The 18,490-nt window shown below is 62.3% G+C and carries 13 protein-coding genes; 5 read left to right on the top strand and 8 right to left on the bottom strand.

Annotation, left to right across the window (positions count from 1 at the left end; translation table 11 throughout):
* Positions 1–379: 379 nt before the first annotated feature.
* From B5D38_RS05655 to B5D38_RS05640, 4 genes are read left to right on the top strand one after another with little or no spacing between them, the layout of a single operon-like run.
* The gene (locus tag B5D38_RS05655; RefSeq protein ID WP_078707397.1) at positions 380–1,510 is read left to right on the top strand and encodes a DegT/DnrJ/EryC1/StrS family aminotransferase; all 1,131 of its coding nucleotides are present in this window, start codon (positions 380–382) and stop codon (positions 1,508–1,510) included.
* Entirely contained in the window at positions 1,507–2,439 is a 933-nt protein-coding gene (locus tag B5D38_RS05650) for a glycosyltransferase family 2 protein (RefSeq protein ID WP_078707396.1), read from the top strand. The genes B5D38_RS05655 and B5D38_RS05650 overlap by 4 nt, the downstream gene beginning before the upstream one ends.
* Positions 2,436–3,380 (top strand): WxcM-like domain-containing protein, encoded by a 945-nt coding sequence (locus B5D38_RS22710; protein ID WP_078707395.1) that lies wholly within the window; start codon positions 2,436–2,438, stop codon positions 3,378–3,380. Before B5D38_RS05650 ends, B5D38_RS22710 begins: the two co-directional genes overlap by 4 nt.
* The gene (locus B5D38_RS05640; protein WP_078707394.1) at positions 3,364–3,744 is read left to right on the top strand and encodes a GtrA family protein; all 381 of its coding nucleotides are present in this window, start codon (positions 3,364–3,366) and stop codon (positions 3,742–3,744) included. The genes B5D38_RS22710 and B5D38_RS05640 overlap by 17 nt, the downstream gene beginning before the upstream one ends.
* 101 nt (positions 3,745–3,845) lie before the next feature.
* On the opposite strand, the gene B5D38_RS05635 is transcribed toward B5D38_RS05640, so the two are convergent.
* The 5 genes from B5D38_RS05635 to B5D38_RS05615 form a co-directional block, all read right to left on the bottom strand.
* Positions 3,846–5,312, bottom strand: a complete 1,467-nt coding sequence (locus B5D38_RS05635; protein WP_078707393.1) for a glucosyltransferase domain-containing protein — start codon at positions 5,310–5,312, stop codon at positions 3,846–3,848.
* Positions 5,313–5,435: 123 nt separating this feature from the next.
* Positions 5,436–6,593 (bottom strand): DUF2793 domain-containing protein, encoded by a 1,158-nt coding sequence (locus tag B5D38_RS05630; protein WP_165690797.1) that lies wholly within the window; start codon positions 6,591–6,593, stop codon positions 5,436–5,438.
* Positions 6,594–6,719: 126 nt separating this feature from the next.
* The gene (locus B5D38_RS05625; RefSeq protein ID WP_165690796.1) at positions 6,720–8,015 is read right to left on the bottom strand and encodes a class I SAM-dependent methyltransferase; all 1,296 of its coding nucleotides are present in this window, start codon (positions 8,013–8,015) and stop codon (positions 6,720–6,722) included.
* A 97-nt stretch (positions 8,016–8,112) separates the two neighbouring features.
* Positions 8,113–9,438 carry an ABC transporter ATP-binding protein gene (locus B5D38_RS05620; protein ID WP_078707390.1) on the bottom strand — a complete coding sequence of 442 codons (1,326 nt, stop codon included), beginning with the start codon at positions 9,436–9,438 and terminating at the stop codon, positions 8,113–8,115.
* Positions 9,428–10,237 (bottom strand): ABC transporter permease, encoded by an 810-nt coding sequence (locus B5D38_RS05615; protein WP_078707389.1) that lies wholly within the window; start codon positions 10,235–10,237, stop codon positions 9,428–9,430. The genes B5D38_RS05620 and B5D38_RS05615 overlap by 11 nt, the downstream gene beginning before the upstream one ends.
* Positions 10,238–11,286: 1,049 nt before the next feature.
* Between B5D38_RS05615 and B5D38_RS05610 the strand changes: the two genes are divergently transcribed.
* A complete protein-coding gene (locus B5D38_RS05610) occupies positions 11,287–11,529 on the top strand; it encodes a hypothetical protein (protein WP_078707388.1) in 243 nt (80 codons plus the stop codon).
* Between the two features lie 171 nt (positions 11,530–11,700).
* On the opposite strand, the gene B5D38_RS05605 is transcribed toward B5D38_RS05610, so the two are convergent.
* The 3 genes from B5D38_RS05605 to B5D38_RS05595 form a co-directional block, all read right to left on the bottom strand.
* Positions 11,701–14,046: a hypothetical protein gene (locus B5D38_RS05605; RefSeq protein WP_078707387.1), complete on the bottom strand. Its 2,346-nt coding sequence runs from the start codon at positions 14,044–14,046 to the stop codon at positions 11,701–11,703.
* A 1,112-nt stretch (positions 14,047–15,158) separates the two neighbouring features.
* Positions 15,159–16,484 carry an HlyD family type I secretion periplasmic adaptor subunit gene (locus B5D38_RS05600; RefSeq protein ID WP_078707386.1) on the bottom strand — a complete coding sequence of 442 codons (1,326 nt, stop codon included), beginning with the start codon at positions 16,482–16,484 and terminating at the stop codon, positions 15,159–15,161.
* Positions 16,485–16,640: 156 nt separating this feature from the next.
* Positions 16,641–18,374: a type I secretion system permease/ATPase gene (locus B5D38_RS05595; RefSeq protein ID WP_165690795.1), complete on the bottom strand. Its 1,734-nt coding sequence runs from the start codon at positions 18,372–18,374 to the stop codon at positions 16,641–16,643.
* Between the last annotated feature and the right edge of the window lie 116 nt (positions 18,375–18,490).

The raw sequence follows: 18,490 nt of genomic DNA, 5'->3' as shown, positions 1-18,490 counted from the left end.
CGCGGGAACGCGCGCTTGGAACCGAGAGCGCGCATAGAACATAGAAACCTGTGACGCACGCGAGAGCGTCGCATACAACGTGGCATAGAATATAATAAGCCAAGATGCTGTTGCAGCCACACCACAGGACCGACCCCATGGGCCCGCGCAGGAGCATCTGCATCGCTCGGAGAGGAGCGCCACTACCTGTCGCGCCGCAGCCGTGACATGAATGGCCTCCAATCGCAAGCCATATCGGGGAAATCCCGGACCATGAACCGAAGCCGGATCAAAAAGATCTTGCTGCGTTCGACACCTCTGGCCTGCGCCGGGGACGCTTGATCATCCGCGGGCATCAAACTATTACGGTCGCCATTCAGTGATAGCGAGCTTCCCTATTATGAAGACTAGTCGGCGCGTGCCGTTCAACGATGTCGGTCGCCTTTACGAGCGATACGGGGCAGCGATCGAATCCGCGGTCGTCGCCACCCTGCGCAGCGGCTGGTGGCTCAACGGCGAGCGGGCAGAGTCCTTTGCCCGAAACTTCGCCGCAGCCATCGGCGTCGCCCACTGCATTCCCGTCGCCAACGGCACGGACGCGCTGGAGATCGCGCTAAAGGCAGCCGCCTCGGCGCGGCCAGGCCGGCGCGAGGTGATCACCGTCGCCAATGCCGGCGGGTACACCACGACGGCCCTTCGCGCCGCCGGTCTGGTGCCTGTCTATGCCGACATCGAGGAGGCGAGCCAACTCCTCGACATCGACAGCGCCCTCTCCTGCCTCTCGGATGAGACGCTGGCGATCGTCGCTACGCATCTGTACGGCGGCGTGGTGGATGTCGCGGCGCTGCGCGAGCGGCTCGAGAGCCTCGGTCGGTCGGACGTCGCGATCATCGAGGACTGCGCGCAGGCGCATGGTGCAACGAGCAAGGGCCGCCCTGTCGGCTCGCTCGGCGACATCGCCGCCTTCAGCTTCTATCCGACCAAAAATCTCGGCGCCGCCGGCGATGCCGGTGCCGTGCTGACCTCGTCCGAGGCGCTGGCCGATACCGCGCGCGCCTTGCGGCAGTACGGCTGGTCGGCGAAGTACCGCATTTCGAGCGCCGGCGGCCGGAATTCCCGCATGGACGAGGTTCAGGCGGCGACGCTCGACGTGCTGCTGCCGAATCTTCAAGCACTCAATGCCGAACGCGCCGAAGTGATGGCGCGCTTCGCCGCGGCGTGCCCGAGCCACGTTCACCCGCTCGTGCGCGCGCCGGGTTCGGTGGTCCATCTGGCGGTGGTGCGGAGCTCCCGGCGCGACGCGCTGCGGGCCTTCCTTGCAGAGCACGGGATCGCCACCGACGTTCATTATCCGATTCTCGACTGCGATCAGGAGGGCTGGCAGGCCCTGCCCTCCCGCCTGGCGCCGAATGGCCTTCCCGTCTCGCGCCGCAGCGTCGGCGAGCTGCTGTCGCTGCCCTGCTTCATCGCCATGAGCGCCGAGGAGGTGGATCACATCGGCGCGGCCCTTGCGGAGTTTCCCGCCGCATGACGACGCGATCTCTCGTCGTTCCAATCTACCGGAACGCCGAAAACATTCCCACTCTCATCGCGGCGCTCGAGACACTGTGGCGGGATCTCGATCAGGATCTCGAGGTGGTGTTCGTCGTCGACGGCAGCCCCGACGAATCGGGTCGTCTGCTGCTCGAGGCGGAGTGCCGGTTTCCCTGCAAGGTTGTCTTCCACAGCCGCAATTTCGGCGCCTTCGCCGCCATCCGCACCGGCATGGAAAAAGCCTCCGGGGAGTATGTGGCGGCCATGGCGGCCGACCTGCAGGAGCCGCCGGAGCTGGTGCTGCAGTTCTTCACGATCCTTGGCGCTGACGAGGCCGACGTCGTCTTCGGCGAGCGCATGGCGCGCTCCGATCCGCCGGTGCGCAAATTCCTGTCGAACGTCTTCTGGGGGTTCTACCGCCGCTTCGTTATCCCGGCGATCCCCAAGGGCGGCGTCGACATCTTCGGCTGCAACCGCAAGGTCGTCGACAGCATCCTGTCGATCGAGGAGCGCAACAGCTCGCTCGTCGCCCAGCTCTTCTGGGTTGGCTACCGGCGGCGCTTCGTCAGCTATGCGCGGCGCGCGCGAGAGCACGGCACCAGCGCCTGGAACCTGTCGCGGCGCTTCCGCTACATGATGGACAGCATCTTCTCGTTTTCCGACCTGCCCATCCTGGTCGTGCTCTGGCTCGGCGCGCTGGGCACGATCTTCAGCATCCTCGTCGGCGTCGTCACGGTGGTGAGCTGGGCGCTGGGCTATGTCCGCGAACCCGGCTACACGACACTCGTCGTCCTCATGGCGCTCTTTGCCTCGCTCGGCTTCCTGGTGCAGGGGATTCTCGGGTGCTATCTGTGGCGCGCGCTGGAGAACACCAAGCGGCGCCCACTGCGCATCATCAGCCACATCGTTGAACGGCCGGCCTCATGACCTCATTCTTCGTCCACGACCGCGGCATCTGCGAGACGCAGGACGTCGGAGACGGCAGCCGGATCTGGGCGTTCGCCCACGTGCTGCCCGGCGCCAAGCTCGGCGCGAACTGCAACATCTGCGACGGCGTTTTCATCGAGAACGACGTCGTCGTCGGCGACAACGTCACGGTGAAGTGCGGCGTTCAGCTCTGGGACGGCGTGCGCCTCGGCGACAACGTCTTCGTCGGCCCGAACGCGACGTTCACCAACGACCGGTTTCCGCGCTCGAAGAAGTACCCGGAGAAATTCTCCGTCACGACCTGCGAGGACGGCGCATCGATCGGCGCCAACGCGACCATTCTGCCGGGCCTGACCATCGGCCGGAACGCCATGGTCGGGGCGGGCGCGGTCGTCACCAAGGACGTGCCGCCGAACGCCATCGTCGTCGGCAATCCGGCCGAGATCGTCGGCTATCAGACCGAGACGCCCCCTGCCGCGGCGCGCCACAGCGCAAGCGGACTGAAGGCGGACGAGACCGTCACGGAGCTTGCCACCGGCTGCGCCCTGTGGCGCCTGCCCCATTTCGCCGATCTCAGGGGCGAACTGGCGCCGCTGGAATTCGCACAGAATCTGCCCTTCGTTCCGCAGCGATCCTTCATCGTCTACGACGTGCCGACCGCCAAGGTGCGCGGCGAGCACGCGCACCACGCCTGCCACCAGTTCCTCATCGCCGCGCACGGCCAGCTTTCGGTGGTCGTCGACAACGGCCGGGTGCGCGAGGAGGTGGTCCTCGACCAACCCGGCCTCGGCTTGCACATTCCGCCAATGGTGTGGGGCATCCAGTACAAGTTCCGCGCCGATACGGCGCTGCTCGTCTTCGCCTCGCTGCCCTACGACGCGGGCGACTACATCCGCGACTATTCCTCGTTTCTGCAGGCCGTGGATGCTGCCTCGGCTTAGGCGGATCGGCCCGGACGCCGTCCGCTTCCTGATCGCCGGCGGCATCAACACCGCCATCACCACCGCCATCTATTTCGCCGCGCTGACCGTGCTGTCCCCGGCCTTGTCCTATGCGCTGGCCTGGGCGGTCGGCATCGTCTTCGTCGCCGTGGTCTACCCGAACAAGGTCTTCGTCGGCGGACGGCGCCAGCTGCGCGATCGCCTCGCCGTCGGCGCCGTGACGATCGCAGTTTTCCTCGTCGGCATCGTCGTCGTCGACGGGCTGACGCGCGCGATGCAGGCTCGGGTGGTCCCCTATCTCATCACGCTGTGCCTCACCACCGCGCTGAACTTCATCCTCGCACGGACGGTGCTCAGGAGATAACGACTTTGCAGAGCCAAAACCCCGTTCAACGCGCCGTCACCTTCCTGTTCTTCCCGATCCCGAGTTTCGGACCTTCTCCTCGCTGATCAATTCTTGAAGCGTCAGAAAGCTCCGTAATAGCCGGGAACGTCGCCGAGCTTAATCATAACAACGCCATCATGAAGTTTGACGCTGCCCTGTGCCGGCCAAGACGGCATAGCCGCGTAGAGTGGCTTAAGCTCAGCCCGTTTGCTATCTGTCAAATATTTAATGTTCGTATACCCAAGAACCTTCATGTATCGCACTATCCTATACGGATTTCCACCATCCCACGAAAAGAAGCTACCGTCCGCACTCGATGTTAGAGCGACATCATAATAGCGGGGCACCTCCAGACGGCCAAAAAAATCAACCTTTTGAATATTTCTTAGGTCTGTTAACTCGGAAATCCGTTCGTAGATCATTCCCGCCATTTCCTGATCGTGCTTAGCGATAAAATGACGCTCCGTCTCATATTGGCTTACGGCCGAAACGCTTTCGAGAATCAAAATTACAGATACTACCGTTCCGAACCATCTGACATAACGGCTACGATGGTTGAGCAGTATGGTTGCGCAGAGCCAAATTGCGACTGGCACGCCGATTAATATCCTAAGCGGCAAAAGGCCTCCATTAAGAAGGACCATTGGGAAGGGGCTCAAAAGCGTCGCGATTAGTATCATAATGCGCCGGAATTCGCGAGACACTACCACCGAGATCATCGCCACGACTACAATAGCAGCCGCACCCCAGACCCCGACACCATAAATGAACGGCGCACCACTGTAGACAGATATTACAACCCGCATAGTCTCCGTGATAGCAACAATTGGATGACTTATAATTATATCTGTATTTAAAAATCCACTAATGTAGTCTTCATTCATGCCACTTATATGCAGAGAAATTCTATTTATCAAAAAATACACAACCAACGCCGCAACGGTAACTCCCGCCCCGTCCACCAGGATGCGAACCCATCGCTCTCGAAAGAAAGCCAAGCAAAGCACCGCTGTCACAAAAATAAAAGAGAATGCCTGATAGGCGCCAATCGCAAGCGTCACCAGAACTATCTCTGATATTGTTCTCAGAACATTTGGGCCATCGACACCCATACCCCAGTCTTTTCGCGACATTGAATAAGTCGCCGCACCAATTAATACTAACGCTATACCTGATGACGGTGTATTCGCAGGGAATTCCAACAGCAATGACCAGATCGGGAATCCGATAAATATACCGAATCCAATCAAGCTCGATCTTCCCTCACCCAATTCGCAAGCCTTGATCAGAAGCCAAAACGCAGTGGCTGCGCAGAGGCCGAAAAAGGCAAGCGTCCAGTATTGTATAACTGGATCGGGAAATAGGAATCTCTGTATCAGATACGCAAACCAGCGGCCCTGGGGCAACCACAAGGACGGATTCTCTTCGATGATGGCAGTCTCAGCATCGATAGTCAGCAACGGCCGCGTAAGCATTGCAAAGTATATTACTACAAAAACAATGAATGCTCGGGGGAGAAATTGTAGGTTTCGGTCTCTTTCTACCATTGCGCCCTCACTGAACTCACTAGCGCGGCGATGCACGCAGCGTATAAAATGCGTCAAGTACGCGGCGGAGAATGCCCCCCACGTTTAGCCCGTATTGCGCCGACCACGCCCCGCAGACAAGAGCTAAGAGGCTATGCTCCCGTCTGTCATCTTCCGCCAGACGCTGCCGTCGGAATAGACCGGACCAGGGCCGCCAGCGAGGTCCGGCACGAAGGCGAACGCACCGGCGCCCGCCGCGCCGGCCCCCGGCAAGGCGGACACGGCCACACTGCCCATGCGCATCAGGCCGCGCACGTCGAGCGCCGTGGCCGGCGTCTCGGTGCCGATGCCGACGGCGCCGGAGGCTGTCACCGTCAGGCGCTTCTGACCGTCGGTGTAGAGACTGATCGGCGCGGCTTCGCGATTGATCAGCGATATGCCGCCGCCGCCGCGATTGTCGACCGTGAAGCGGCCGTTCGCGCTTTGCTCGCGGATGAAGCGCGCCGAATAGTCCGCATACTCGTCGCAGGCATGAAAGTCGAAATAGGCGTCGCGGTCGCCGCTGCCGTAGTACATCACCTCCATGGCCGCGCCGCCCGGACTGGAGGTGGCAGCAAGCAGGTGCCAGCCGAAGCGTACCGTGCCGCCCTCGACACGCAGCCGGCAGTCGGGCGCGGCGTTGATCCCCACATTGCCGGTCGCGTTGTCGATCGTCAGAGCTTCCGTCCATGCCGCGCCGTCCGCGCTGACCTTGAAGGCCAGGCTGTCGCTGCCGCAAAGCCCAATCTCGGCGCGGCCGGAATAGGCATCCTGGAAGACGGCGCTCGCCGTGTCGGCGGGAGCCGCCTTGTTGACCGCCAGCCGGTGATCGGCGCCCGCGTGGGTGAGCAGTGTCGCCGCGGCGGCGACCGTCAGGCGGTTGGTGTCGTCCGCCGTGGCATTGACGCCGAGCCGATCGGTGGCGCGAACCGGGGCGCGCCAGCCGCTGCCATCGTAAAGCAGCACGAGCGCTTCTGCCTCGACATAGACGAGAAAGCCGGCTGACGGCCGCAGGAAGGCCCAGTCGCCGGCCTGGAAGGCGGCGATCGCCCCCTCCTGCCCCGTCCAGGCGCCGGTCGCGCCAGGGGCCACGAGATAGCGCTCGCCCTCGACCGGGGCCTCCGGCGGCGCGGAGCGGCTGCGATCCACCACCGCGCATTGGACGAGCGCATCGAGGATCTCCAGCGCCTCGTTGTGCGTGACGTGCTTCTGCGCCTGGGCGGGCAGAATGAAGGGCATTGCGAGATTGGCTGTCTTGTCCATGGCGGGCCTCCTGTCGCTGCTCAGGAAAGCATGCCACCATTTCCTCGGCCGGGGACAACCGGCGGGGTTCGAAAGCATCGTCCCCACACTCACGCTGCGGTCGTTTCTCCGCCCAGCCAGCCACCTTCAGCAGAAAGGGGCGCTCTCGTCGTTGCTTCCGGGCGTCAAGGCATCCGCCCCATGCGCCGTGCCGTCCACCGCAAGGGCGGGGACTGCCTGGCGGCCTTCCCGGAGGCCAAACTGGATGTAGTGCAACAGAAGATTGAGCGTGGTGCCCGCCAAATCCGGATTGCGCGAGGCATAGAAGGTCGGGTCAAACTCCGACGATGGATGAAGCCCCGCTTTTTCTCCCCTGGTGATATAGTGGCGGGCAAGCGAAAGCCGGTCCATCTCGCTTTGTCCGCTCACACTGCGGTAGAAGTCCTCATCGAAATAGGGACTGGCGGCGATCTCGTATACGGCCGCCTCGGCTTTCTGTACCGCCGGATCGTAGCCGAGCTGATCCACGAAAATGTGCAAGAGATAGTCCGTCCGGCTTCTCAAGCTATCGCGCCGCTCACGCAGCAGACGTTCTTCATTAATGACGCGGGCCAGCGATTCCTCGACCTCCTCCTTGGCCACCAGATGCTCAACCATGATCGCCGAATGAGCCTCCTGAACAAGAGCGTTGCCGAGTCGACCAAAATAGGCCTGCGGTGAGTTGCTGTTGACGTCAGGGCGTGCATGCAAAAGAGCGTCCACCAGCGGTGGAACGCGCTCACCGACCCTGATCACGGCTAGCCCGTGCGAGTGCTGAAATTCGAACACATCGTATTTCTGACGCAGCTCGTCCACCAGCTTGTAGACGCCGAAGTCTCCCCGCCGGACAGCACTATCATGCAAAAGAACAACGCCCCTTTCGCTCATCTTGGGGAGCCAATTCTCAAAATCATGCTTGACGGCTTCATATGTGTGCAGGCCGTCGATATGCAGAAGATCGATGGTCCGCTCCTCGAACGTCCCAGCAGCGTCGTCGAAGCTGCTGCGCATCAGCTTTGCCAGTCGTGGAAATCGCGCCTGGAAGTACTGCTTCAGGCTCTCGTAGATCTGATCCCCATAGAAGCCGGCCTGTTCATCACCACGCCAGTGGTCGATGGCGTTATACTCCCCATCCAGGCCCAAGGCGTCTGCGGCCTGGACAAAAGCCGCGAAGGAATTGCCGCTGTGGGTGCCCAGTTCGACAAAGCGGCGAGGCCGCAGCGCATCGATGATCCAGAACGCGAAGGGAATGTGCCCCACCCACGGCGGCGGCTCCACCAAGCGTTCCGGACGCATCAGCGTCACCGGAAGGGCATAAGAGAGGACGCGATCCTCCTTCGCTCGTCCGCCTCTTCCTTCCTTTCCTTCGGCAACGTCAGCACCCTCAGCAGGATTAGTTGTCATCAGGTATCCATTATTTCGATTATCGGGAGCTCCGGCCTCAAGACGATAGGCTCCCCCCACTACCGCCTCCCATAGCGCGCGCACGGCCCTCACGGCTCTACTGGCGATCGATTCTAACCTCATGCATCGGGATACCGATCAGACCGCGAGCAACATGGCTTCCTTCGCATCGAAAGAGCATGGCCTCATCCAGCCAATGGTGATGAATATGGTCATGCTGGGTTCCCTCCGCCAATGCGACCACCACCGAATAGTCGCCGGTGGGTAAATAGGGCATCCGAAAGCCAAAACGCGCATAGAACGTTTCGCCTTCCGCGACCTGCACCATTTCGGAGGCATATGTGAGGTACGTGTTGTCTCCGAACAGGTCCTGCCCAAGCCGGTCTCTGATGTAGAATCCGATGATTGGCCCGGAAATAGGGCGGTTCGCGCGGCAGGTGATTTCCAGCGTCAGTTCCTCGCCGCCTTCGATGACCGAAATGTCGTCGTTCTTTTCGTCGACAAAGCGGACATTGACAATGCGCCCGCCGCCTTGACCGAAGGCTGGCGCCTCCGCATCGAATTCGAACACCTCGATCACGTTGCGCTTGTCCGACGCGGCGATCAGGTCGTGGCGGAAGTCCCGGTCGGTCTTCGCGTCCGGCATTTGCCGACGGCGGCCCGAAATGGAAAAGCCGGCGCCGTCTCCCTCCTCTTGCAAGGACGCCTGATAGGCAAAGCTGATGTCCTTGGCCGGGCCGTCGCCGCGTACCTGTCCACGGTCGAGCCATATCGCCCGATCGCACAGCGCGTTCACCGCAGCCGTGTCGTGCGAAACGAACAGCAGCGTGCCGGTCTCCTTGAACTTGCGGATGTAGCGCATGCATTTCTGCGTGAAGGCGGCATCGCCCACCGACAGGGTCTCGTCGACGATCAGCACGTCGGCATCCACATGCGCCGAGACCGCGAAGGCAAGCCGGGCATACATGCCCGAGGAGTAGCTCTTCACCGGCTGATCGATGAAATCGCCAAGCCCGGCAAAACCGACGATGTCGTCGAAGCGCTCGCGCAGCTGCGCCGCCGACAGGCCGAGCACCGAGGCAGCCAGCTTGACGTTCTCGCGACCGGTGAATTCCGGATTGAAGCCCGCCCCCAGCTCCAGCAGCGGTGCGATCCGACCATTGACGACGACCTCGCCCGCAGAGGGCCGCAACGTTCCGGCAATGACCTGGAGAAGCGTCGACTTGCCCGAACCGTTGCGGCCGACGATGCCGACCGTCTCGCCGCGCCGAATCTCCAGGTCGACGTTCTGAAACGCCCAATACTCCTCGTAGAACTTGCGGCGCCGACGCCAGAACATCTGCTTCAGACGGTCCTCGGGACGGGCATAGATCATGTACGCCTTGCCGAGATCGCGAGCGCTGACGACAACCTCAGATGACATCGGCAAAGGCCTTCCTCGTCCGGGCGAACCAAGCATAGCCCAAGGCCGCGACGACAATGCCGGCTGCGGTGTAGATGCCCCATTCCACCGGCGATGGCACACGCCCCCAGAAGATCACGTCGCGTGCTTCGCTGACGCCGATGGTGATCGGATTCATCGAAATCAGAAACTTGAACTGGGCCGGTACGGCATCGAGCGGATAGAACACAGGCGACAGAAAGAGCAGAGCGGTCGTGATCATCGGCACGAACTGGCGCAGGTCCCGAAGAAATACGCCGAAGGAGGCAAGGAAGTAGGTCAGACCCAGCGTGATCAGCGTCACAGGAATCACCACCAGCGGGAGCAGGACGATCGTCAGCGGCGGCAGGCCATAGAACACGACGAACAGGGCCAGGAATACCAGAAAGGCGATACCCGCATTGATCAGCGAGCTGACGACCACCACCCACGGCAGGATATCGAGCGGAAAGACGACCTTCTTCACGTAGGAGGTGTTCTCGAGCATCAGCCCTGGCGCCCGCGCGAGCGCCTCGGAAAAGACCCCGAAGAGAATGAAGCCGCAAAACATGAGCATTGCAAAACTGTATACCGAATTTTCAGCCCCCGTCTCCGCCGTCAACCAGCGCGTACGCATGATGTTGCCGAATACAAAGGAGTAAATGCCGATCATGATGAGAGGCATCAACGCGGCCCAAGCGATTCCCAGGAACGACCCCTTGTAGCGCGCCTCGACCTCACGGCGGGAAAGCCGCAGCAGAAGAGTCCTGTTGCACCACGCCGTCGTCAGAAAACCAAACATTGTCTATCCGCCACCTCGAACGTACTCACGACGCACCTTTGCCTGCAACCGTCGACACGGGGTGGATTGCAATCAGTCCCGGACAACCCGAGACCGAAAGGTGAAAGCGGGGCCCGCCTTGCCGCCAGATTGTTCGCTTCGTGCCCGCATGAGAGCTGCGTGTACTCGTATCCTGCGCGAACATCAATCGCGCTTCTGCCATGCTCAGGACAGCGAACTCAAATGACGGTGGGCGACGCGTTGACCCCAGAAGTGGCCGCCTAAACCATTCCGCCGATGTCTAACCGGACCTCTCACGAAAGCAGGAGCCCCGAGATCCCGACCCTGGTAGGTTCTTCTGCAACAAAGGCTCGCCCACGGACCGTTCGAGAAAGACATTTTGCGCACGGTTTCATGAAATGGCCCTTTTGAGACGATCTTGACGGCCCGGGACTGCGCAGGCTGGCAACGACGACAAAGGATGCCGCCCAGGTCTGTTTTATGACGTGACTGACATCTGCGATGGCGGCTCGCGCAGCAACGACGCCCAACTCGGCGATGTGATCCTGCAGACCATCCAAGATAGGTGGTGATATTCAACGCCAGCCCCCGATGCCGGCGATCCACGGCGTCGTGCGCTGGCCGCGCAAGGATCTGGCCGCTGATCCTCGGGGGGTTCCGCATCTCCTTTGACGAGACGCGGGTCGGGCGCGAGCTGAAGGCCAAGGGCTTCGCTCCTGTCGGCCCGGCCGCCTCGCCATGTCGGCAAGTTGGCGACTATCACGGCCAACCTTCACAACGCACGCAAGCCGAGCTCCAGCGGGCAGATGGGGCGCGCATTGGCCGGAAGGTCGTTCGGCATCGGGTCAGGCGCCGCACACATCCCTTGCCCCCGCGCGACCAACACACTCCGCGAGCCTACATCTTCAGCGCCATCTACCCGACGAAGAGCAAGGGCGCCGGCCCTGTTCTGCCTCGTTGCGATACCGCATCCATCAACGAGCGCATGACGGAGATCGGTCTGCCCATCGATCCCGGCGGGCAGGCTGAGTTCATTCCCGATCGGGCCGTTGGCACATCACGCCGAAGCTCAAGGTGCCGGACGACATCACCCTGATGTTCCTGCCGGCGCCCCCGATTCGAACCCGATCGAAGCCGTCTGGCAGTTCACACGCTATAACTCGCCGAAGAACCGCGTCTTCCTCGACTGCGACGACATCCTCGTCCGCTGCCGCGAGGCCTGGAACAAGCTCGCCGATCAGCCGAGTAAGATCATCTCCATAAGCGCGCATGTTTGGGCGTACGAGTTCTGATCAGCGCTGATACTCCGATGATGCTTCCATGCTAACCAGCCAAAGGCTGCAACGCCCAACAGGCGCTACGGCGCAATACAGCGGATCAGAGAGAGCAAGGCGGGGCTCTTCTCTCGAATGCCCCGCCATGACATGTTGAAGCCAAACACTTGGCGCGCCCTGATAATAGACTTACGCGGCCATCAGATCGTCGGTGCGACCTTCCGCGTAGCCGGCGTGGATGAAGTGCAGCAGCGCCGCCTCCTCGTCGTAGCCGCCCGCCCCGTCCGCGAACGCCGCCCGCAGGTCGTCGTAGTTGGCCAGATAGGAATCGACGTCGAAGTCGGCCTCGCGGCCCTCCGACCAGCCACCGGACTGGTAGTGGACGAGACCCGCCTGAATGATCTGCGCCTCGTTGCCGCTGCCGAACGCCTCGATCAGGTCGCCATAGCTGGCGATGTAATCCAGCGGGTCCTCGGCCAGACGGTGCTCGCCATAGCCGGCATTGATGTAGTGTGCCGTCGCCGCGTCGCCGTCGCCGCCGAACGCCGATTGCAGATCGCCGTAGTTCTCCAGGTACTGACCGACATCGAAGTCGATGCCGCCCCGCCGCCCCTCGTCGAAGCCGGCCGCCCGGTAGTGGTTGAGACCCGCTGCGACCAGATCCGACTGACTTTGGCCGCCGAACGCCTGAATCAGGTCGCCATAGCTGGCAATGTAGTCCAGCGGGTCCTCGGCCAGACGATGCTCGTCGACCCCGCTCGCCAGGAAGTGGTTGCGCGCCGCCTCGTAGTTCGTGCCGAACGCCGCCTGCAGATCCTGATAGTTGGCCAGATACTGCGCCGCGTTGAACGTCGCCTCGCGGCCCTCGAAGTAGCCGGTGCCGACATAGTGCGACAGCGCGCTGTTGTAGTCGAACCGGAACACCTGGGCCAAATCGTTGTAGGACGCCGCATAGACCAGCGGATCGAACCCTTCCACCGCGCCCAGGCCGATCGTCTGCCCCACCCCCTGGAACTGCTCCACATTGGTGATCGTGTCGAAGGAATGGTCGCGCAGGTCCAGCGCATAGACCACCCCGCCGAACTGAAGCAGATCATGCCCTCCGCCGTTCAGGCCGCCCAAAACAACCGTATCCGTGTCCGCCCCGCCGTCCATGCGATCGCTGCCGGCACCGCCGTAAAGCGTGTCGTTGCCCGCATTGCCGAAGGCATAGTCATCGCCATCCCCCAGCACGAGAGTGTTCCCATGCGTGCCGCCGTAGACTTCATCGTCGAATTCGGTCGCGATGATGTTACGGACGTCGACAATCGTGTCGGTGTAACCGAAGGAATCGATGACGGTATCTGGCGGAAGACCGCCTTGATTCCCGTTGCCAAGCTGATTGACCCTGATGCCGTGAGTAGCGCCGTAGAGGACATCAAGGCTGTAGTCCGCGGTGTCTCCGTCCGCCCCGCTCCCCACCAGGACATCGTCACCGGCAAGACCCCGCATCAGGTCGGCCCCGCCGGCCCCGTCGAGCGTATTAGCGCCCGCACTTCCGGTCAGGACGTCGTTGAAGTCCGTGCCCCGCACGCCGTCGATATTGGAGAAGCTTTCGACGTTGCCGAAGCCGTCCGTACCCGTTCCGGCAGCCAGATCAACCGTTACGCCGCTGGTTCCACCGTAGCGCGCGTCGCGGTAGAAGTCGATCATGTCGAAGCCGGACGCACTCCCCGTATAGGAATCGACGCCATCAAACCCGCGAAACCGGGCAAAGCTGCTGGATTCGTTGACGAACGTGTCGCCGAACGCCGTTCCGAACACCGCCTCGACATCTACGAAAGTATCGGTGAATTCACTTCCCTCCAAGACGTAGCCCGAGAGATCGCCCGTGAAATGGGCGACGATGGCCTGAGTGGCATCGTTGTACTGGATCGAATCGGAACCGGCTCCGCCGTCGAAGGAATCCGAACCGCCCGTCGCTCGCATGTCGTCATTGCCGCCCTCGCCGCGGAACTGATTGTCCCCGTCGTCGCCGATGAAGAAATCGTCCTGCTCGGTGCCGCGAGCGCCGTCGATATAGGAGAGACTCTCCAGGTTGCCGAAGCCGTCGATCGCGGTGCCGCTGCGAAGATCAACCGTGACGCCGCCCGTTCCGCCGAAATTCGCATCGCGGAGGAAGTCGAGGAAATCAAAGCCGGTTTCGCTGCCATTGTAGGTGTCGATGCCGTCAAGACCGCGGAACCGGGCATAGCCGCTGCTGCTGTTGGTGAAGACGTCGCCATATTGGGACCCGACCACCGACTCGATACCGGTGAAGCTGTCGGTGTCGATCGCATTCTCCTCGACGGTGCCCGAGCCTTGGCCCGTGAACGTGACGACGACTCCCTGACTGTTCCCGACATAGCGAATCGAGTCGTAGCCATCGCCGCCATCGAGCGTATCCGACCCACCAAGCCCGGACAGATCGTCATCGCCATCCAGCCCGGAGATGACGTCGTCCGCTTCAGTGCCGACCAGCTCGTTATTACCCGAATCCCCTGTGATAACCGGCATTGATCTTCTCCCAAGATTCGTTGACGCTGCAGCACACTGTTTCTGTATTTAGGGAGCACGCTGGCCACGCGTGCAGCCCCGCTCATCCAAGGGGCGTTCCTCAGCGCGAGAACGCGCTTACTTTTCCTGACGGAAATCTTCGCAGATCCGCCACTTTCCGCGCCCGATCATGATCGCGTGAAAGTGTTTTTCATCGATCACGCTCTACCAAAGGTGGACGTTGTCCCCTCTGGCTTCGGCCACTTGTGCTTCATTCCAGTTTTGTGAATGTATACTTGCCAAGCAAGAGATCGATGTCAACATCCTCTTAGGAGGAGATAATCAGAATGAATCTATCCGGCGAGATCCTTGCGGCAGTGGCGGAACCTGCCAGACGCGGCTCGAAACGTTTGGGTTCGATCGGCAGCTTGCACCATAAACCTGCGCAGGCCGCATGCTGTACACATAATGACGTCCACGAGAGCTCGATCCTGCTACTTCACCGCTCCGCCGGGTTGATCTATCCGCATCGCAATCCGCATGCTGTGGCTTTGCCAAGAACGTCACCGACGGATGCGGCTTAAAAAGACGCCGCGTCGCAAGGAGCGTCGGAACAGAGCGGAGAGGCTTCCGGCGAGGATGGGGTTGCCGTCGGGCGCGAGCGCGAGCGCGAGCGCGCGGCTCGCATCGCAGCGCCTGTCAGCCGTCGACCCTGCGCATGGTGATCCAGCCTGAAGGCATGAGGGCCAATGACAGCATGACGGCGGCTTATGCCGAGTGCGCCGCGCGGTCACCCGCTGCAGATGTTGTTTGGTGACCTTCGCGCGGGCCGCCGCGACGAGGCCAGCCGTGACCGTCTCCACCACTGCCAGTGCGACAGAAGTCGCGACTTCCATAAAACGAGGACTGTCTATAGCCTCGACTATACGGAACCACCTATCACGAGGCACAGAAACTGACGTCTGCGCCTGTCAACCAACTTCTATGTCTTTAGCCGCCTGTCGTTACCCGCCTCACCACTTGGTGCCCGCTTCGCGATTATGGACGGCTGAACGGCCGACTTGACGGCGGCCCAAAGGCGAGCCGGCGTTGGCGGAAGAACCCGGGCGGACGGGTGAGGCCGCCCTTCCATCTCAATCCTCTCGAAAGGCACGGCTGAAGCTGTCGGCGATCGGCTTGACCAGATATTCGAGGAAGGTCCGCTCGCCGGTGGCGATGTAGGCTTCGACCGGCATGCCAGGATAGATTCGGTCCGCATCGAGGCCGGCGGGTAGTGCGTCGGCGATCTTCAGGCGAGCGGTATAGAACGGCTGTCCGGATTTCTCGTCGACCAGCCGATCGGCCGAGACATAGGTGACCACGGCTTGCGCGGTCGGTGTCGTGCGGGTGTTCAGCGCGCTGAAGCGCAGACGCGCCGGCTGGCCCACCGACACCAGGTCGATATCCTTGGGTGGGACGTGAGCCTCGACCAGCAGATCGTCGTTGGTAGGGAGAAGCTCCAGCAGCCCCTGGCCGGGCGAGACGACGCTGCCCTCGGTATTGACCTTCATCGATATGACGATCCCGTCACTGGGAGCGCGAACGACCAGCCGTTCGAGGATGTCCTCGGCGGCGCGCAGCTGTTCGTCCACGTCCGCCGCCTGCTCCCTGGCTTCATTGAGCTGGGTCAGTGCGGTCTCGACACGTTGCGTGCCCAGGCGCGTGAGCTGCTCCTCCGCTTCGGTCAGTTGAGCCTTGGCCGAGAGAATGCTGGAGATTGTTTGTCCCGACTGCCCTACGAGATCCGCCTCGCTGCGAAGCAGCGCCGTATACTCTGACCGGTTGGTCAGTCCCTTCGCCAAAAGCGATTCCTTGCGCGCGGCTTCGTCGCGGACCAGCTTGAGCTGCTGCTCGATCGCGACGTCCTGCGCGCTCATTCCGTCGATCTGGTCGTGCAGCGAGTTGATTCGCTGCTGCATGATGGTCTGTTCCTGCTGATGTCGGCTCAGGCGCGCCACGAACTCTCGTTCCTGCTCGGTCAGGAGATCCTCTACGCCCTCCTTCCGAGCCTTCTGAATCAACGTCGGAGGAAAGGCCAGCTGACGCAGACCATCGCGCTCCGCGATCAGACGCAGGATCTTACCGGCGAGGCCGATCTGGTGTTTCTGCAAACGATTGCGACTGGCCTGTGCCGAGGTCGCATCCAGCACGAACAGCGGCTCGTTCGCCTTGATCCGCTCGCCTTCTCTCACCAGGATCTGGCGCACAATACCGCCTTCCAGATGCTGAACCTGCTGGTTACGCCCCGCGGCCGCGACGACGCCGGGAGCCACCGCGGCTCCCGCCAGCGGCGCGAGCGCGGCCCAGACGCCGAAGCTGCCGACGAAGACGCCGGTCGCGACGAAGCCAACAGCGGCGAACGGTCCGATTCCGGTCCTGACCTTCGTCGCCCATCCATCGTTCGCGCCCGCCGTGTCCATTCTGCCTCTCCGTCCTCCGTGCCAGTCCGGCTTATTTCAGCGCTATCGCTACAATGGATCGAACTGCCGGCCCGTTCTGACTTTCGGCGCCCGCTGGGTTGTGGTCCGGGGTGACCGACCTGCGCTGCAAGCAGCGCGGTCACATGATCGCCGTCCTCACTCCGCAGCCGCGCGTCCGGTCGTGGCGAGCGTTGGGAATCGAGCGGTAACGACGGTCGAAGCAGCAGCGGGCCGTAAGGGCGCGGAAGCAGTGGGCGCCTGCCGCGATTGGGCTTTCTGCGCCTGCCGCTGCAGCACCTCCTGGCGCGGCCCGAAATCCTCCAAGGATCCGTTCTGGAGGATCATCAGCTTGTCCGCGCCATCGACCACCTGCCGTCGCTGGGTAACGATCAACACCGACACCTTCCGCGCGCGGGCATCCTCCAGCGCCTGTTCCAGCGCGAGTTCGCCATCGCGATCGAGGTTGGCGTTCGGCTCGTCGAGCACCAACACCCTGGGAGAGCCATAGAAGGCGCGGGCAAGGCCGATGCGCTGCCGTTGCCCCCCCGAGAGTTGAAGGCCCATTGGACCGATCACCGTGTCGTAGCCGCGCGGAAGCCGCTGGATCATCTCGTGCACATGCGCCCGGACCGCCGCTTCGACGATCATCTCGTCGCGGCGCTCCGGATCGAAGCGGGCGATGTTCTCTGCGATCGTCCCCGGCAGCAGTTCGGCTTCCTGCGCCAGATAGCCGAAATAACGCCCGAGCTTTTCGCGATCCCAGTTGCGGATGTCGGCCCCATCGATCCGGATGGTGCCGGATCGAATTTCGATCGCGCCGGCGATGGCCCGCATGAGCGTCGACTTTCCTGCGCCGGAGGGGCCGATCACCGCCACACGGTCGCCGGCCGGGATGTTGGCGGAGATCATCTTGACCAACGGCTCTCCTCCCTGGCTATGCGGCGCGCCGATAAAGACCGCCTCCAGCGAAAGATGCCCCTCGGGCGCCGGCAGTTCGGTCGGACGGCCGCTCGATGCGACCGCTTCCAGCGCCGTGGACAGGCGCTTCCATGCGTTCTGCGCGTCGGAGAACCCTTTCCAGCCGCCAATCACCTGGTCAATCGGCTGCAGTCCGCGTCCGCCGATCAGCGACGCAGCAAAGATCATCCCGGCGGACATTTCCGACGACAGAACGAGATAGGCGCCGTAGCCGTAGATCGCCACTTGTAAGCCCATGCGCAGCGTACGGGACAGGCCGGCCCACATTGCGTTGGTTTGCAGCAGGCGATCCTGCGCCGCCAGGGCCTCCGCCTCGGAGCGCCCCCACACCCGAATCGCATTGCCGACGATGCCCATCGCCTGCAGGCTTTCTGCCGACCGGGTGAAAGCCTGCGCCGACAGCACGGCTTCCATCGAGCGGTCACCAGCCGAACGGGCGGACGCGCGCGTGGCCCGTTGATTGGCGAAGGCCATCAGCGCCAGGATCGCCGCTCCACCAACGGTCATCCAGAAGATCCCAGGATGGATGAAGTAAAGGATGCCGATGAAGAACGGTACGAAGGGCAGATCGAGAAAGGCGAGCAGCGCTCGCGACGAAACGTAGTTCCGGACCGTCTGGAGGTCGCGGAGAGGCTGCACGTCCCCCAGCGAAGCGCGCGGCGCTCGCATGGCGGCGGCAACGGCGTCGGCGCCGAGTTCAACCTGAAGCCGTGCCGCGATGCGACCGCATATGATCGCCCGTACCGCATCGACGATCCCGAGCAGGATCAACGCTGCCGCGGCGAGAATTGAGATGAAGGTGAGCGTATCGAAAGACGCCGACGTCAGCACCCGGTCGTAGATCTGCAGCATGTAGATCGGCTGCACCAGCACGAGCACGTTGACGACGAAGGTGAAGAACGCCAGCACCAAGAGGCCGCTCGTCGCTTGCAGAAACAACTTGCCGCGACCGGTGGCTGGCGAGTTCCTCTTGTTCATGCCCATACGCACTCCTGGCTCCACGGCGGAGGATGGCAAGCGATGGTCCC

The sequence above is a fragment of the Consotaella salsifontis genome (assembly GCF_900167365.1).
In the GTDB taxonomy this organism is placed as follows: Bacteria; Pseudomonadota; Alphaproteobacteria; order Rhizobiales; family Rhizobiaceae; genus Consotaella; species Consotaella salsifontis.
Note: the sequence above shows the minus strand (reverse complement) of the source record. Positions and strands in the feature narration are given on the sequence as shown.

What these genes read in the sequence shown, in the direction of transcription:
- B5D38_RS05655 (WP_078707397.1), top strand. Translation starts at nt 380, where the DNA reads ATGAAGACTAGTCGGCGCGTGCCGTTCAACGATGTCGGTCGCCTTTAC.
- B5D38_RS05650 (WP_078707396.1), top strand. Translation starts at nt 1,507, where the DNA reads ATGACGACGCGATCTCTCGTCGTTCCAATCTACCGGAACGCCGAAAAC.
- B5D38_RS22710 (WP_078707395.1), top strand. Translation starts at nt 2,436, where the DNA reads ATGACCTCATTCTTCGTCCACGACCGCGGCATCTGCGAGACGCAGGAC.
- B5D38_RS05640 (WP_078707394.1), top strand. Translation starts at nt 3,364, where the DNA reads ATGCTGCCTCGGCTTAGGCGGATCGGCCCGGACGCCGTCCGCTTCCTG.
- B5D38_RS05635 (WP_078707393.1), bottom strand. Translation starts at nt 5,312, where the DNA reads ATGGTAGAAAGAGACCGAAACCTACAATTTCTCCCCCGAGCATTCATT.
- B5D38_RS05630 (WP_165690797.1), bottom strand. Translation starts at nt 6,593, where the DNA reads ATGGACAAGACAGCCAATCTCGCAATGCCCTTCATTCTGCCCGCCCAG.
- B5D38_RS05625 (WP_165690796.1), bottom strand. Translation starts at nt 8,015, where the DNA reads ATGACAACTAATCCTGCTGAGGGTGCTGACGTTGCCGAAGGAAAGGAA.
- B5D38_RS05620 (WP_078707390.1), bottom strand. Translation starts at nt 9,438, where the DNA reads ATGTCATCTGAGGTTGTCGTCAGCGCTCGCGATCTCGGCAAGGCGTAC.
- B5D38_RS05615 (WP_078707389.1), bottom strand. Translation starts at nt 10,237, where the DNA reads ATGTTTGGTTTTCTGACGACGGCGTGGTGCAACAGGACTCTTCTGCTG.
- B5D38_RS05605 (WP_078707387.1), bottom strand. Translation starts at nt 14,046, where the DNA reads ATGCCGGTTATCACAGGGGATTCGGGTAATAACGAGCTGGTCGGCACT.
- B5D38_RS05600 (WP_078707386.1), bottom strand. Translation starts at nt 16,484, where the DNA reads ATGGACACGGCGGGCGCGAACGATGGATGGGCGACGAAGGTCAGGACC.